This is a genomic window from Kitasatospora sp. NPDC059599 (assembly GCF_042735125.1).
In the GTDB taxonomy this organism is placed as follows: Bacteria; Actinomycetota; Actinomycetes; order Streptomycetales; family Streptomycetaceae; genus Kitasatospora.
In genome coordinates this window covers 1-15,420 of record NZ_JBHWCL010000201.1, presented here as the reverse complement: position 1 = coordinate 15,420, position 15,420 = coordinate 1, and the positions used below count along the sequence as shown (strand labels likewise).

The window sequence follows — 15,420 nt, the reverse complement described above, 5'->3', positions numbered from 1 at the left end:
GGAGCGGCCTGGGCGGCCGGTGCAGCGGGGGCGGGCGCGGCCGGAGCAGCGGCGGGCGCGGGCGCGGGGGCAGCGGCAGGGGTCGGCGTGGGGCCGGCCTGGGTCGCGGCCTGGGTCACTGGGGTCACCTCGGTACCGGGCTTGTAGTCGGCGAAAAAGTCCCACCAGGCTCGGTCGACCGAGTTCGGGTCCTGGAGGTACTGCTGGTAGATCTCGTCGACGAGCCACTCGTTGGGGCCGAAGCCAGTGGAGCTTGCCGAGCTGTTGGGGGTTTCAGGGGACTGTGGCGACACGGCGGCAACCGCCCTCTTCCGCTTCCTTTTGGGATGTTTGGACAGCGGGGATTAAGGCTACGCCCCTGACCAGTGATCGCGCAGTCCCCGGGGGCCAGGCGTCGCCCAGATCACAGTCCTGACCTGCAGTTTGGCTGAAAAAGTGCGTTAGAAAGCCGTATCTGAGGGGAACCGATCGGCCCCAAACAGGGCTATTACCCGGATGAAACCGGACAAACCCCTACGGAAATCCTCTAACGATCTTCGTATGCGTCTGTGTCGGATCTGTGACAAATGTCCCGGCCGTCGTCCTGGCGCGGCCCCGGCAGGCGGACCTCGATCCGGCAGCCGCTCGGCGACTCGGCGACCGCGATCCGTCCGCCGTGCAGGTCCACCGCCCAGCGGGCGATGGCCAGGCCCAGGCCGGTGCCGCCGTCCGCGCCCGGTCCGGCCGCGGTCGCGGTGCCGCTGCGGCTGAACCGCTCGAAGACCCGGGTGCGGTCGGCCGGGGGGATGCCCGGGCCCTCGTCCTGGACCTCCAGCAGCAGTCCGCCGCCCCCGCCGTCGGGCCGCGCGCGCACCGTCACGGTGCCGCCGGGCGGGGAGTGCTTGCAGGCGTTGTCGACCAGGTTCGCGACCACCTGGTGGAGGCGCTCGGGGTCCGCCACGCCGGTCAGGCCGGCCGGACTGACCTCCAGGGCCAGCCGGACGTCCCCGCGCCGGGAGAAGGCCCCGCCGGCCGTCGCGCCGTCCACGGTGACCCCGCGCAGCACGCCGTCCAGGAACTCGCGCACCTCGAAGGGGCGGGCGTCCAGGTCGACCACGCCGTCGTCGATCTTGGAGAGGTCGAGCAGGTGGGTGACCAGGCGGCCGAGCCGCTCGGTCTGCTCCAGGGCCGCTCCCAGGGTCGCCGGGTTGGGCTGGACGACGCCGTCGACCACGTTCTCCAGGACGGCGCGCAGCGCGGCGATCGGCGTGCGCAGCTCGTGCGAGACGTTGGCGACCAGCTCGCGGCGGTGCTGGTCGGCGGCCTCCAGGTCGGCGGCCATGCCGTTGAAGGCGGCCGCCAGCTCGCCGATCTCGTCGCGCGAGTTCACCTCGACCCGGCGGCTGTAGTCGCCGGAGGCCATCGCGCGGGCGGCAGCCGTCATCTCGCGCAGGGGGGCGGTCAGCCCGTGCGCGAGGAACTGCATGAAGAGCAGTGAGGCGATCATGGAGAAGACCATGATGATCCGGATCTGGGTCTCGGACCGGATCGCCACGACCACCATCCCGGTGGCCAGGAACACGGAGACGATCACCAGCAGGGCGAGTTTGCCCTTGATCGAGCGGACCGGGTCGAGCGGCCGGATGTCGGCCCAGACCCGGCGGGCGGCACGGACGGCCAGCGTCTGCGGCCGCGCGCCGTCGGATTCCCCGTTGCGTTGCTGTGGAAAGGTCATTGGTCCCTGTGGTCCCCGCGTGTGTCCCCCCGCGTGGTGGCACGGCGTCGTTCGGGTCACGGGCCCCCCGGTGGCCCGTCGCCCGAGGCCCGCCGTCAGGAGAGCGGGGCCTCCAGTGCGTACCCGACACCGTGCACGGTGCGGATCCAGCTGGCGCCGATCTTCCGGCGCAGCGCCTTGACGTGGCTGTCCACGGTGCGGGTGCCGGACGCGTCGGTCCAGTCCCAGACCTCGGCCAGCAACTGCTCGCGGGTGAGCACCGCGCGCGGCTGGGCGGCCAGGCAGGCGAGCAGGTCGAACTCGGTCGGCGTCAGGTGGACGTCGCCCGAGGACAGCCGGACCCGGCGCTGCACGTGGTCGATCTCCAGTTCGCCGAAGCGCAGGCTGCCGAGCGCGGGCGTCCGGGCGGCCTGCTGGGCGCGCTCGACGCGGCGCAGCAGCACGTTGACCCGGGCGGCCAGTTCGCGCATCGAGAACGGCTTGGTCATGTAGTCGTCGGCACCCACGCCGAGGCCGACCAGCAGGTCCGTCTCGTCGTCGCGCGCGGTCAGCATCAGTACCGGTACCGGGCGTTGGGCCTGGATCCGGCGGCACACCTCCAGGCCGTCGAAGCCGGGCAGCATGATGTCGAGGACGACCAGGTCGGGCTGCCAGGTGTGGAAGCCGTCGACCGCGCCGGGACCGTCGTGGGCCACGGCGACCTTGAAGCCCTCCGCGCCCAGTCGGGCCGCGATCGACTCGGCGATCGTCGGCTCGTCCTCCACCACCAGCACTCTGCGTTGGCTGCTCACCGCGCCGCCGGTGTTGTGGTTCTCCTGCTGAATTTCTGTCACGGTCACGCCACCGCCCCCAGGGCTGCGGGCCGGCCACCTGTGGGGATGGCGGGGCTCCGCTCGTAGTCTTGTTCCGTCGTGGACTGTGCCGGGTCCGCCGTCCCGTCGCGCGGTCGGGAGGCGAGGACGGATTCGTCGGCCGCCCACTTCTCCCGCGCACACCGCAGCGTACGGACAGCGGATGGTTTCCGGCAGGTGGACCGGACGTTTCCGGCCCGTGGGGCGGCTGTTCGGGCCGCCCGCGGACCCACTGCACGAGTGGGCACGGGCCGATACCTTACCCGGCGAATTTTCACTGCGTAACGGTACGTATGCAGTCGAGTTGACGCCAAGTCGCCGGTCAGAGGCCCTACTGACGCGTCAATCGAAAGAAGGTCTGGACCAATGCCGGGAATCCGGCCGTCCGCTACGTCGACGGTCTTCACCGGCTTTTCCCAGGTGCCTCTCAGAACCTCGACGTACCGTGGCCACGACAACACCCGACCGGGCGGAACCCGCGGTGCGCGTCGGTGCGTTCGCACCGGGTGGGCGCCGTCGGCTGCGGCGTGGAGCGGAGGCGGCATGGCGGGACCGCGGCAGGTCGTCGACGGGCGGACGCCCGCGGGAGCGCCGTACGGCATGCTCCGCCACGGGCTGCGCACCGGTGTCGCGCGGTGGCTGCTGGACCGGGTGCCGACGCCCCGGCGCAACCCCTTCACGCTCGGCTACCTCGCCGTCGTGGGCGCCACCACGACCTTCGCGGGGCTCGCCGATCCGGAACTCGTGCAGCGACTGCGGGAGGCCTCCAGCTCGGACGGGCACAACCTGCTGCAGCACCCCCTGCGGGCCCTGGTCCTGAGTGGTTTCTGGGTGGCCGGCGACGTCTGGGTGCCCTACCTGTGGGGATTCGCCTTCACCCTCGCACCGCTGGAGCGCAGGGTCGGGCCCGCCAGGGCGGCGGCCGTCTTCGCGACCGGCCACGTCGCGGCCACGCTGCTCTCCCAGGGCGTGGTGATCACCGCGGTGGAGGCCGGGCGGATGGCGCCCGAGGCGATGGACCACCTGGACATCGGGGTCAGCTACGGCGTGCTCGCCTGCCTGGGCGCGCTGTGCGGACTCCTGCCCCGGCACGGCCGGCTGCTCGCGCTGGGCGGGGCCGGGCTGATGATCGCCCAGCAGATCGCCTCCGACCGGGACGTGGTCACCGCGGTCGGGCACCCGGCGGCGGTGCTCGCCGGGGTGGCGCTCTGGCGTTGGCTGCGCCATACCGAGCGGCGCCCGCCCCGGCCGCGTCCGGCCGTGGCGGCGGTCGGCGGTGCGGCACCCGCGCGCGGCAGGGCGCGCGTGCGAACCGTGCGCTGAGGGTCTCCCGCGCGCGCCCGGTGATCCTCCGGCGCCCTTTTGACGGCCGGGCCGCGGCCCGCCTGCGGGGTCTCCACGGTCCGATCGTGTTCGCTCACGGCGAACCAAGTCCCGGGAACATCCGGCGCCCGTGAAGCCTTAGTCAGGTCGGCTCAACTTCACTGACTGGGGAGAGATCATGGCATCGACGTCCACACCGCTCACCCTGCCCGTGCTGCCGCTCGACGACGAGGTCGTCCTGCCGGGCATGGTCGTCCCGCTGGACCTCAAGGACACCGAGGTGCGCGCCGCGGTCGAGGCCGCCCGCGCCGCGGCCACCGGCGGCAAGCCGCAGGTGCTGCTGGTCCCGCGGGTGGACGGCTCGTACGCGGCGGCCGGCACGCTGGCCACCGTCGAGCAGGTCGGCCGACTGGCCGACGGGGAGCCGGCCGCACTGGTGCGCGCCGTGCGCCGGCTCCGGATCGGCGTCGGCACCACCGGACCGGGCGCCGCCCTCTGGGTGGAGACCACGCCGTTCCGGGAGTCCTCGGTGGGCACCCCGGTGGCCGGCCGGGCCGCCGAGCTGGTCAAGGAGTACAAGGCGCTCTCCACCCAGTGGCTGCGCCGCCGCGGCGCCTGGCAGATCGTGGACCGGGTCGCCCAGATCGAGGGCGTCGGCGAGCTCGCCGACAACATCGGCTACGCGCCGTTCGTCACCGCCGAGCAGAAGCTCAAGGTGCTGCTGGAGGCCGACCAGGTCGCCCGCCTGGAGTACGCGCTGACCCTGCTGCGCGACCACCTCGCCGAGGAGGAGGTCAACGACACCATCCGCAAGGACGTCGAGGAGGGCGTGGCCAAGCAGCAGAAGGAGTTCCTGCTCCGCCGCCAGCTGGAGGCCGTCCGCAAGGAGCTGGCCGAGCTGAACGGGGACCCGGCCGACGAGGAGGGCGACTACCGGGCCCGGGTCGAGGCCGCCGACCTGCCGGAGGGCGTCCGCGCGGCCGCCCTCAAGGAGGTCGACAAGCTGGAGCGCAGCTCCGACCAGTCGCCCGAGGGCTCGTGGATCCGCACCTGGCTGGACACCGTCCTGGAGCTCCCCTGGAACGAGCGCACCGAGGACGCCTACGACATCGCCGGCGCCCGCGCGGTGCTGGACGGCGACCACGCCGGCCTGGCCGACGTGAAGGATCGCATCGTCGAGTACCTCGCCGTCCGCAAGCGCCGGGCCGACCAGGGCCTCGGACTGGTCGGCGGCCGCCGGGGCGGCGCGGTGCTGGCCCTCGTCGGCCCGCCCGGCGTCGGCAAGACCTCGCTCGGCGAATCGGTGGCCCGCGCGATGGGCCGCAGGTTCGTCCGGGTCGCGCTCGGCGGCGTCCGCGACGAGGCCGAGATCCGCGGCCACCGGCGCACCTACGTCGGCGCGCTGCCCGGCCGGCTGGTGCGGGCGATCAAGGAGGCCGGGTCGATGAACCCGGTCGTCCTGCTCGACGAGATCGACAAGGTCGGCTCCGACTACCGGGGCGACCCGGCCGCCGCCCTGCTGGAGGTGCTGGACCCGGCGCAGAACCACACCTTCCGGGACCACTACCTGGAGGTCGACCTCGACCTCTCCGACGTCGTCTTCCTCGCCACCGCCAACGTGCTGGAGGCCATTCCCGAGCCGCTGCTCGACCGGATGGAGCTGGTCCGGCTGGACGGCTACACCGAGGACGAGAAGGTCGTCATCGCCCGTGACCACCTGCTCCCGCGCCAGCTGGAGAAGGCCGGCCTCGGCGGCGGCCAGGTCGACGTGGACGAGGCCGCGTTGCGTCGGCTGGCCGGGGAGTACACCCGCGAGGCGGGCGTCCGCAACCTGGAGCGCTCGATCGCCCGGGTGCTGCGCAAGGTCGCCGCACAGGCCGAACTGGGCGAGCGCGAGCTGCCCGCCGCGGTCGGTCCGCAGGACCTGCGCGCCCTGATCGGCCGTCCGCACCACGTGCCGGAGTCCGCCCAGGAGCCGGCCGAGCGCCGCACCGCCGTCCCCGGCGTGGCCACCGGCCTCGCCGTGACCGGTGCCGGCGGCGACGTCCTCTACATCGAGGCCTCGCTCGCCGACGCCGAGACCGGCGGCACCGGGCTGACCCTCACCGGGCAGCTGGGCGACGTGATGAAGGAGTCGGCGCACATCGCGCTCTCCTTCCTGCGCTCGCGCGGCGCCGAGCTGGAACTGCCGGTCACCTCGCTGCGTGACCGCGGCGTGCACCTGCACGTCCCGGCCGGAGCCGTCCCCAAGGACGGGCCGAGCGCCGGCATCACCATGACCACGGCGCTGGCCTCGCTGCTCTCCGGCCGCAAGGTGCGCACCGACGTCGCGATGACCGGCGAGGTGTCGCTGACCGGGCGGGTGCTGCCGATCGGCGGGGTGAAGCAGAAGCTGCTCGCCGCCGACCGGGCCGGGGTCACCACGGTGATCATCCCCAAGCGCAACGAGGCCGACCTGGACGACGTCCCGGCCGAGGTGCTGGAGCGGCTCACCGTCCACCCGGTGGCGGACGTCCGCGAGGTGCTGAAGCTGGCGCTGGAGCCGGCCGAGGTGCTGGTCGCCGCCTGAGCAGCGGTCCGAGGGGCCGACGGCATCCCCGCGTGCGAGACTGCGGAGATGCCGTCCCCCACGCAGCGTGCTCTGGCCCGGGTGCCGGACCGGCTGCGCCCCTTCCTGGTGCGCCACCGCCGACTGGTGAAGTTCCTGATGGTCGGGGGCACCTGCTTCGTGCTCACCGTGGTGGTCAACCTCGAACTCAAGTTCACCGTGCTGCAGCACAAGCCGGTGGCCGCGTTGACCGTCGCGACCGTGATCGGCACCGTCGTCTCGTACGTGCTGAACCGCCGCTGGGCCTTCCGGGCCGGCGGCCGGCAGCGTGAGGCCGTGCTGTTCTCCCTGGTCAGCGTGGTGGCGATCGCCGTCAACGACGTGCCGCTGGCGCTCTCCCGGTACGTCCTGGACCTGCGCGAACCGTTCGTCAGCCCCTTCGCCCAGGAGGTCGCGGACTTCGTCAGCGGGATGGTGGTCGGCACCTTCGTCGCGATGCTGTTCCGCTTCTGGGCGATGCAGCGCTGGGTCTTCACCCGGCTCGCCGACCGGCCCGGGTCCGAGCCCGGGGCCGGGCCCGCCCTGGTGCGGACGGTCACCCCGGAACCCGGTTACGCTGCACCCGAGATGCCACGGGATGTGCCGTAAGGGGCGAGGTGAGCCTGATGCGCGAACCGGACGGCGTCCGGACCGGGCCCGCCAGCCAGCAGGGCATGCGCCGGGCCAACCTGGCCCTGGTGCTCACGGTGATCGCCGGCGGGCCGCGCTCGCGCGCCGAGGTGGCCGCCGAGACCGGGCTGACCAGGGCCGCGGTCTCCTCGCTCGCCGAACAGCTGATCGCCGGCGGCCTGGTCGTCGAGGAGGGCCCCGCCGCGCCCAGCGGCAAGGTCGGCCGCCCCGGCACCGCGCTCGGACTCAACCCGCTCGGGCCCGGCGGCCTCGGCGCCGAGATCGGCGTCCGTCACCTGGGCGCCTGCGTGGTCGACCTGCGCGGGGAGGTCCGCGCCTGGCGGCGCCAGGAGATCTCCAACCACGGCCGGACGCCCGCCGCCGTCATGGCCGACCTGGCCCGGCTGCTGCGCGCGGCCGTCGCCGAGTCCGGTCTGAGCCCGGCCGGACTCACCCTGGCCGTGCCCGGGCTGGTCGGCGACTCCGGCGCGGTGCTGCAGCGGGCCGCCAACCTGGGCTGGGAGGACGTCCCGCTGGCCGCCGGGCTGCGTGCGGCGCTGCGGCCGGGCGCGGACGGCCTGGACGAGCTGCCGGTCGAGGCCGACAACGAGGCCAACCTCGGCGGACTGGCCGAGCGCTGGCTGGGCGACGGCGCGGAGGACTTCCTGTACGTCTCCGCCGAGGCCGGGGTCGGTGCGGCGATCGTGGTCGGCGGGCGCCTGCTGCGGGGAGCGCGCGGCCACGCGGGCGAGTTCGGCCACGTGCCGGTCCACCCCGACGGGCCCCGCTGCGCCTGCGGGGCGCGCGGCTGCCTGGAGCAGTACGCGGGCGAGGCGGCGGTGCTGCGGGCGGCCGGCCTGACCGGCGCCCGGGGCGACTGGGTGACGCTGCTCGCCGACCGCGCCGGGGCCGGTGAGGAGCCGGCCCGCGCGGCCCTGGCCGGAGCCGGGTCGGCGCTCGGCATCGCGGCCGCCGGCGCGGTCAACCTGCTGGACCCGGCCGAGGTGGTGCTGGGCGGCGGCTACGCCCGGCTGGCGCCCTGGCTGATCCCCGCGATGCGCGCCGAGCTGACCGCCCGGGTCACCGTCCGGCCGTGGGCCGAGGACCGGCTCACCGTCTCCCGGCTGGGCCGCCGCGGCCCGCTGCTGGGCGCCGCGGTGCGCGTGGTCCGGGGCATCGTCGCCGACCCGGGGCTGCTCGCGGGCGGCTGACCCTCCGCTGCGCGGCCCCGGCCGGGAACGGGCCGAGCCCCCGGCCGTGGGGCCGGGGGCTCGGTGCGCGGGGAGGGGGTCAGACCCCGACTGCGGTGGGCTCGGGCTCGCGCTCCTCGGCGCGGGGACCGCGCAGCACGGCCAGGAAGGCGATGCCGATGCCGACCAACGCCCAGATCACCAGGACCAGGATCGGCATCCCCAGGTTGGTCGAGCCGAAGTAGGCGATCGACTTGGTGGCGCCGGTGCCGGCGCCGTTCGGGATCACCGAGCCGATGGCCCGCCAGAACGGCGGCATCATCGGCGCGGGGTAGACCCCGCCCGCGCTCGGGTTGCCGAGGACGACGAAGACCAGTACCGCGATGCCGATGCCGATGATCCCGAACAGGCACTGCAGCGCCATGGTGAACGCGCCGACCGAGAAGACCACCAGGGCGCCGATCGCGGACAGGGCGAGGATCGAGCCGGGCAGCGCGTCCAGGACCGACCCGGCGATGATCGCGCCGCCGACGCCGGCCGCGACCGAGTAGAGCGCCAGGACGCCCAGGCGGATCAGCAGACGGTGGGCGTTGGCCGGCTTGGAGCCGGCGCTGATGCCGAGGATCGAGGCGACCAGGTAGCCGCCGACGCACCAGCCGATCACCAGGTAGAAGGAGGAGAGGCCGTTGGTGTCGCCCTTGGCGAGCGGCACGACGTCCTGGACCTTGACCGTCCGGCCCTGGGACTGGTCGATCGCGGTGGTGACGGTCTCGGCGGCCTTGGCGGCGGACGGGCCGCGGGCGCCGCCGACCAGCAGGGTGTCCTCGGTGCCGGTCGGGTTCACGACCCAGGCCGCGTAGATCTTCTGGTCCTTGATCTGCGCGGTGGCGGTCTCGGCGTCCGGCGCGGTGACGGCCTTGACGGCGCCGTTCGGGACCGCCTCCAGCGCGCCGATCAGCTTGGGGGCGACCTGCGGCGGGGCGACCACCGCGATGGAGAGGTTGTGCGGGGCGGGCTTGTGCAGCGCGCCGATGTAGGAGGTGATGAAGCCGAGCTGGAGGAGCAGCACTCCGATCACGAGCAGTGCCGCGCGCGGGGTGACCGCGCTCTTCAGTTCGGCGACGAAACCCTGCCCAGGGGCTGCCATCGACATCTCCTTGCGTACCGGGGAAAAACGGATCTTCGGAACCGATACTTCATACCATGAAGTAGTTGGTCCGCGGCAGATCCCGCACCGGGTCCGGGCCGGGGCCGCTGCGCGATACTGACGCGGTGAGCGACGAGGAAGCCCTGGTGGCGGTGGAGCGCGAGGTCGCGCTGATGTTCCGGCGGGGCCGGGCCAGAGTGGCGGAACTCTCACGCCGGGTGCACCCCGGACTGGAGGGCACGGCCTACAGCATGCTCGGCTACATCGAGCAGGCCGGGCGGGTCCGGGTGACCGACGTCGGGGTGCACTTCTCGGTGGGCAAGGCGACGGTGAGCCGGCAGATCCGGGCGCTGGAGGACCTGGGCCTGGTGGCCCGGGAGGCGGACCCGTTGGACCGCCGGGCCGCGCTGGTCTCGCTGACCGAGGACGGGCGCCGGCGCTACCTGGACGCCCGGGACGTACGGATGCGGCGGGTGCGCGAGGTGATGGGCGGCTGGTCGCCGGACGACGTGACCCGCTTCGCGGAGCTGCTGCGCCGCTTCAACGACGTCCTCGGGGAGCCGGCCGCCGAGTGACGGGGGAGCCCCGGGCGGCGTCACCGGCGCCGTCGGTGTGGGTGACGGGCGCTCGTGGTGCGGGCGACCGGTGGCCGTGGTGCGGGTGGCCGGCGGTCGTGGTGCGGGTGGCCGGCGCGGGTGCCGTGCGGGCTTTACCCACCCTTGAAGAAAGTTGCCTAATTCAACCATCTCGTCTTATGGTTGCTTAAGGCAACGAATTTTCATGATGCGCGCATCCCGCCCGCCTGCGCCGAAGGACCCAGATGACCGTGACCACCGAGGCCGCGAGCGGCAGCGCCGCCGCCGTCGACACCCAGCAGATGACCCACCGGCAGGTGATGGAGGCGCTCTCCGGCCTGCTGCTCGGCCTCTTCGTGGCCGTGCTCTCCTCGACCGTCGTCTCCAACGCCCTGCCGCACATCCTGGCCGACCTGCACGGCGGCCAGTCCGCCTACACCTGGGTGATCACCGCGGCCCTGCTCACCCTCACCGCCTCCACCCCGATCTGGGGCAAGCTCTCCGACCTCGCCAGCAAGAAGCTGCTGCTGCAGATCGCGCTGCTGATCTACATCGCGACCTCCGCGCTGGCCGGCCTCTCGCAGAACACCGGTGAGCTGATCGCCTGCCGCGCACTGCAGGGCATCGGCGCCGGCGGTGTCGTCGCGCTCGGCCAGATCTGCCTGGCCGCGATGGTCCCGCCGCGCGAGCGCGGCCGGTACAGCGGCTACTTCGGCGCGGTCTTCGCGCTCGCGACCATCGGCGGCCCGCTGATCGGCGGCGTCATCGTGGACACCTCCTGGCTGGGCTGGCGCTGGTGCTTCTACGTCGGCATCCCGTTCGCCGTGCTCGCGATCGCGGTGGTCCAGCGGACCCTCAAGCTGCCGGTGGTCAAGCGCAAGGCGAGGATCGACTACCTGGGCGCGCTGGTCATCACCGCCTCGGTCAGCCTGCTGATGATCTGGATCACGCTGGCCGGCAAGAACTACGCCTGGCTGTCCTGGCAGACCGCGGCCATGGTCGGCGGCGGCCTGCTGCTGGGCGCGCTGGCCGTCGTGGTCGAGCGCCGCGCCGCCGAGCCGATCATCCCGCCGGACCTCTTCAAGTACCGCACCGTCACTCTGGCCGCCCTCGCCAGCGTGCTGGTCGGCGTCGGCATGTACGGCGCGACCACCTTCCTCAGCCAGTACTTCCAGCTGGCCCGCGCCAAGTCCCCGACCACGGCCGGCCTGATGACCCTGCCGATGATCCTCGGCCTGGCGGTCGCCTCCGCCGTGGCCGGCCGGCTGATCACCAAGTACGGCAGGTGGAAGGCCTACCTGGTCGCCGGCACCGCGCTGCTCACGGTCGGCTTCGGTCTGCTCGGCACCGCCCGGGCCGACACGGACTACGGGCTGCTCTCCCTCTACATGGCGATCACCGGCGTCGGCCTCGGTCTGACCAGCCAGAACCTGGTGCTCGCGGTGCAGAACACGGTGCCCCGGCACGAGCTCGGCGCGGCCAGCTCGGTGGTCACCTTCTTCCGGACCATGGGCGGCGCGATGGGCGTCTCCGCGCTCGGCGCGCTGATGACCGACCGGGTCGGCCGCTACCTGGCGGAGAACCTGACCGCCGCGCACGTCCCGGCCGGGCACGCGGCGGCCGGCGGCGGCATCCCGGACCTGCACAAGCTGCCGGCCCCGATCGTCCCGCTGGTGACCGACGCCTTCGGGCACGGCGTCGGCACCGTCTTCCTGTGGGCCGCGCCCTTCGCCGGGTTGGCCTTCGTCACCGTGCTCTTCATCCGGGAGACGGTCCTGAGGACCACCCAGGAGAGCTGACCGGCCGGCAGGACCGGGGACGCGCGCGACGGGTCGGGACCCGAGGGTCCCGACCGGGCGTACGAGAACGGGCCGGGGAGTGCGAAGGTGCACTCCCCGGCCCGTTGCGTCGGCCCGTTGCGTCGGGCTCCGAGCCCTAGTGGCCGGCGATCAGTGTCAGCCCGTAGCCGACGGCCGCGGCGCAGACCGCGAAGCAGGCGTACGCGCCGGCCAGGGCCAGCTTGCCGCCGCCCTGGGCCGGGGCGCTCCCGGCCTCACGGGCGGCGCTCAGCGAGGCCTCGCGGCGGGACAGGGCCAGGATGCCGAGCGCGAAGACGGCGACCACGGCGACGGTGATGCCGAAGCTGAAACCGGCGGTCTGGGCCAGGGCGGTCCACTTGATGTGCATGGTGAGTGCTCCTCAGCCTGCGGCGCTCAGGCCGCGACCGTGGTCGAGGCGGGGGTGGGGGCGTTCGCGGCGACGGCCGGTGCGACCTCGACCTCGACCGTGGTGACGTCGTTGACGTTGTCCGCGCCGACCGGCTGGCGGCGGGAGATCAGCCACATCGCGCCCGAGCCGGCCACCAGCACGGCGCCGACCAGGGCGACGCCCCAGCTGCCCTGCTCGGCCAGCAGGGCCGCGCCGCCGGAGACCAGCGCGGCGGCCGGCAGGGTCAGGCCCCAGGTGTAGACCATGCGGCGGACCATGCTCCAGCGCAGCTCGCCCTTGGGGCCGCCGAGGCCCGCGCCCATGATGCCGCCGGAGCAGACCTGGGTGGTGGAGAGACCGAAGCCCATGTGCGAGGAGGTCAGGATGACCGTCGCGGCGGCCGACTCGGAGGCGAAGCCCTGCGGCGGCCGGATGTCGGCCAGGCCCTTGCCCATCGAGCGGATGATCCGCCAGCCGCCCATGTAGGTGCCCAGCGCGATCGCGGCACCGGCGGAGACGATCACCCAGGTGGGGGGCAGCGCGCCGTGCGGCAGGGCGCCGACCGAGACCAGGGTCAGGGTGATGATGCCCATCGTCTTCTGGGCGTCGTTGGTGCCGTGCGCGAGCGAGATCAGCGAGGACGAGAAGATCTGGCCGGTCTTGAAGCCCTTCTCGGTGGCCGCGCCGTCGCCCTTGCGGGTGATCGCGTAGGCCAGCTTGGTGGCGCCCCAGGAGGCCAGGCCGGCGACGAACGGGGAGGCGACCGCCGGGATGATGATCTTGGTGATCACGGTGTCGAAGTTGACGCCGTTCATGCCGACGCCGACGATCGTGGCGCCGATCAGGCCGCCGTACAGCGCGTGCGAGGAGCTGGACGGCAGGCCGCGCAGCCAGGTCAGCAGGTTCCAGAGGATCGCTCCGGCCAGTGCGGCGAAGATGATCTCGGGATGGACCCCGGCCTTCTCGTTGACGATGCCGCCGGAGATGGTGGTGGCGACCTTCACGGACAGGAACGCGCCCGCGAAGTTCAGGACGGCCGCGATGGTGACCGCGACCTTCGGACGAAGGGCCCCGGTCGCGATCGCGGTGGCGGCCGCGTTGGCGGTGTCGTGGAACCCGTTGGTGAAGTCGAAGGCCAGCGCCGTGATGATCACAACGGCTACCAGGAACGAGATGTGTTCCATACCCAAACAATCGTCGTAGTTGTCGCACGGACGTTGGTGACGTCGCGACCGTAGGTCGGCTTGGTAAACGGAAGGTGAACTGAGCCGGGAATCGTGGTTCCGATGGTTGACTAGTGGTAACCGTAAGCTTTCGCCGGGGTGACCTCGACCGCACTGAACTGGGCATTGGCGTGGAACGCCCTGGTTCGACCGGGTTTGCTGAGAGCTGTCTCACAGTTCAATCGAGAATTAACCTCCCAGTACGCGTGCGCCCTGTTTCCGGCGAGTAACCCATGGGAGGATCTGCGGGATCCGGGAGACCGGGACAGGGCACTGGGCGGGGAGGACCAACCCATGGGCGGGGCTGGACAGCGTACGGAGACGACAGGCGTACGCCCCTGGGTGCGGGCGGCACTGCGGTGCGGAGCCGTCCTCGCGGCCGCCGCACTCGCCCTGCCGGCCGCCGCCGGCGCCGCCTGGGCCGCACCCGACCCGGGCGCCGGCACCGTCGTCGCGGGCGCCGACCCGCTCGCCGCCGCCAAGGCCACCCTCGGCCCGCTCCTCGACCAGCTGCACGCGCTCTACCAGAGCGCCGAGGCCGCCACCGAGGAGTACAACGGCACGGTGGCCAAGGTCGCCGAGCAGCAGGCCGCGCTCACCGACCTCCAGGGCAGGCTGGAACGCCAGCAGAAGGAGGTCGACGCCGGCACCGACATCGCCTCGCAGCTGGCCGCCGCGCAGTACCGCAACGGCGCCGCCTCCGCGTACGCCGAACTGCTGCTGTCCAAGGACCCGTACGAGGCCGTCACCATCGCCGAGCTGCTCGCCACGGCCAGCCGCTCCCAGTCGGAGTTCCTGGAGCGGCTGAAGAACGACCGGAACGCGCTCGACGGGCTGAAGAAGCAGACCGAGGACGCGCTGAAGGCCTCCCAGGGGCTGGTCGCCCAGCAGGACGCCGCCAAGGCCAAGGTCGCCGCCGACCTCGCCTCGGTCGAACAGGTCGTCTCCTCGCTGACGGGCGCCCAGCGGACCGAGCTGGAGCAGCTGGAGAAGGCGAAGGCCGACGAGGCCCAGCTCGCGTTCCTCGCCTCCGGAGCGCTCGGCAAGGGCGAGCGCACGCCCTCGCAGCAGGGGCGCGGGGCGGTGGCCTTCGCGCTGGCGCAGGTCGGCAAGCCCTACCTGTGGGGCGGCATCGGACCGGACTCCTACGACTGCTCCGGCCTCACCTCGCAGGCCTGGCTGCACGCCGGCAAGCCCATCCCGCGCACCAGCCAGGAGCAGTGGGCGCAGCTGCCGCACGTGGCGCTCAACCAGCTGCGGCCCGGTGACCTGGTGATCTACTTCCAGGACGCCTCGCACGTCGGGATGTACATCGGCGGTGGGCTGATCGTGCAGGCGCCGCGCCCGGGGGCGTTCATCAAGGTGTCGCCGATCGGCTCGATGCCGATCCTCGGTGCCGTCCGGCCGGACCCGTCCGGCGCGGCCGACGACGCGGGCGGCGCCTGGAAGGTGCCCGACCTGCCGGCCGGCTGGGACTCCACCACCCCGATCGCGCCGAACCCCACCAAGCCGACCACGCCGACCACGCCGACCACCCCGCCGACGTCCCCGGGCCAGCCCACCGGCGCGCCGACCACCCCCGGCGGGACCGGCACCCCGACCGACCCGGGCACCCCGACCGACCCGGGCACGCCGTCGGGCACCGGCACGCCGACGCCCACCCAGACCCCGACCGGCACGCCGACGACCCCGACCACGCCGACCACGCCCACGACGCCGCCCGGCACGCCCACCCCGACCGGAACGGGGAGCCCGGCGGGCACCCCGAGCGGCACCGGCTCCGCCACCGCCTCCGTCTCGGCCTCCGCCTCCGTCCCGGGCAGCCCCACGGCGACCCGGCCGCTGGGGACGCCCACGCACTGACCGCCCGCACCGACGGCGAGGCCGCCCCGCCTCCCAGGAAGGGGGGCGGCCAAGCCGGCGGCGGGGGTCATAAGCCGGTGTCGGCGGCGAAGCGGTAAACCAAGGCCAG

Annotated in this window: 13 protein-coding genes; 7 read left to right on the top strand and 6 right to left on the bottom strand. The window is 73.2% G+C overall.

Annotation, left to right across the window (positions count from 1 at the left end):
- From ACFV04_RS40185 to ACFV04_RS40175, 3 genes are all read right to left on the bottom strand, one after another.
- On the bottom strand, positions 1–293 hold a 293-nt coding region (locus tag ACFV04_RS40185; RefSeq protein ID WP_380536007.1), incomplete at its 3' end, for a hypothetical protein.
- A gap of 233 nt (positions 294–526) precedes the next feature.
- Entirely contained in the window at positions 527–1,714 is a 1,188-nt protein-coding gene (locus tag ACFV04_RS40180; protein WP_380347504.1) for a sensor histidine kinase, read from the bottom strand.
- A 95-nt stretch (positions 1,715–1,809) separates the two neighbouring features.
- Complete coding sequence (locus ACFV04_RS40175) at positions 1,810–2,547, bottom strand: response regulator transcription factor (RefSeq protein ID WP_360253917.1); 738 nt, start codon at positions 2,545–2,547, stop codon at positions 1,810–1,812.
- Positions 2,548–3,108: 561 nt separating this feature from the next.
- On the opposite strand from ACFV04_RS40175, the gene ACFV04_RS40170 reads away from it, so the two are divergent.
- From ACFV04_RS40170 to ACFV04_RS40155, 4 genes are all read left to right on the top strand, one after another.
- Positions 3,109–3,888 (top strand): rhomboid-like protein, encoded by a 780-nt coding sequence (locus ACFV04_RS40170; protein WP_380536004.1) that lies wholly within the window; start codon positions 3,109–3,111, stop codon positions 3,886–3,888.
- Between the two features lie 178 nt (positions 3,889–4,066).
- Positions 4,067–6,457 (top strand): endopeptidase La, encoded by a 2,391-nt coding sequence (gene lon, locus ACFV04_RS40165; RefSeq protein ID WP_360253921.1) that lies wholly within the window; start codon positions 4,067–4,069, stop codon positions 6,455–6,457.
- A gap of 48 nt (positions 6,458–6,505) precedes the next feature.
- On the top strand, positions 6,506–7,084 hold the full coding sequence (locus ACFV04_RS40160; RefSeq protein ID WP_380347506.1) for a GtrA family protein: 579 nt from the start codon (positions 6,506–6,508) through the stop codon (positions 7,082–7,084).
- Between the two features lie 17 nt (positions 7,085–7,101).
- Positions 7,102–8,316, top strand: coding sequence for an ROK family protein (locus ACFV04_RS40155; RefSeq protein ID WP_380347507.1), 1,215 nt, complete (start codon positions 7,102–7,104; stop codon positions 8,314–8,316).
- A 79-nt stretch (positions 8,317–8,395) separates the two neighbouring features.
- Here the strand turns inward: ACFV04_RS40155 and ACFV04_RS40150 are convergent, their stop codons facing one another.
- A complete protein-coding gene (locus ACFV04_RS40150) occupies positions 8,396–9,442 on the bottom strand; it encodes an ABC transporter permease (protein WP_380343103.1) in 1,047 nt (348 codons plus the stop codon).
- A gap of 125 nt (positions 9,443–9,567) precedes the next feature.
- Between ACFV04_RS40150 and ACFV04_RS40145 the strand changes: the two genes are divergently transcribed.
- Both ACFV04_RS40145 and ACFV04_RS40140 read left to right on the top strand, forming a co-directional pair.
- Positions 9,568–10,017 carry a MarR family winged helix-turn-helix transcriptional regulator gene (locus tag ACFV04_RS40145; protein WP_380343100.1) on the top strand — a complete coding sequence of 150 codons (450 nt, stop codon included), beginning with the start codon at positions 9,568–9,570 and terminating at the stop codon, positions 10,015–10,017.
- A gap of 245 nt (positions 10,018–10,262) precedes the next feature.
- Complete coding sequence (locus ACFV04_RS40140; RefSeq protein WP_380343098.1) at positions 10,263–11,816, top strand: MDR family MFS transporter; 1,554 nt, start codon at positions 10,263–10,265, stop codon at positions 11,814–11,816.
- Between the two features lie 136 nt (positions 11,817–11,952).
- Here the strand turns inward: ACFV04_RS40140 and ACFV04_RS40135 are convergent, their stop codons facing one another.
- Positions 11,953–12,204 (bottom strand): hypothetical protein, encoded by a 252-nt coding sequence (locus ACFV04_RS40135; protein WP_360253933.1) that lies wholly within the window; start codon positions 12,202–12,204, stop codon positions 11,953–11,955.
- Between the two features lie 26 nt (positions 12,205–12,230).
- Complete coding sequence (locus ACFV04_RS40130; RefSeq protein WP_360253935.1) at positions 12,231–13,409, bottom strand: inorganic phosphate transporter; 1,179 nt, start codon at positions 13,407–13,409, stop codon at positions 12,231–12,233.
- 333 nt (positions 13,410–13,742) lie between these two features.
- On the opposite strand from ACFV04_RS40130, the gene ACFV04_RS40125 reads away from it, so the two are divergent.
- Positions 13,743–15,311 carry an NlpC/P60 family protein gene (locus tag ACFV04_RS40125; protein ID WP_380536000.1) on the top strand — a complete coding sequence of 523 codons (1,569 nt, stop codon included), beginning with the start codon at positions 13,743–13,745 and terminating at the stop codon, positions 15,309–15,311.
- Positions 15,312–15,420 lie beyond the last annotated feature (109 nt).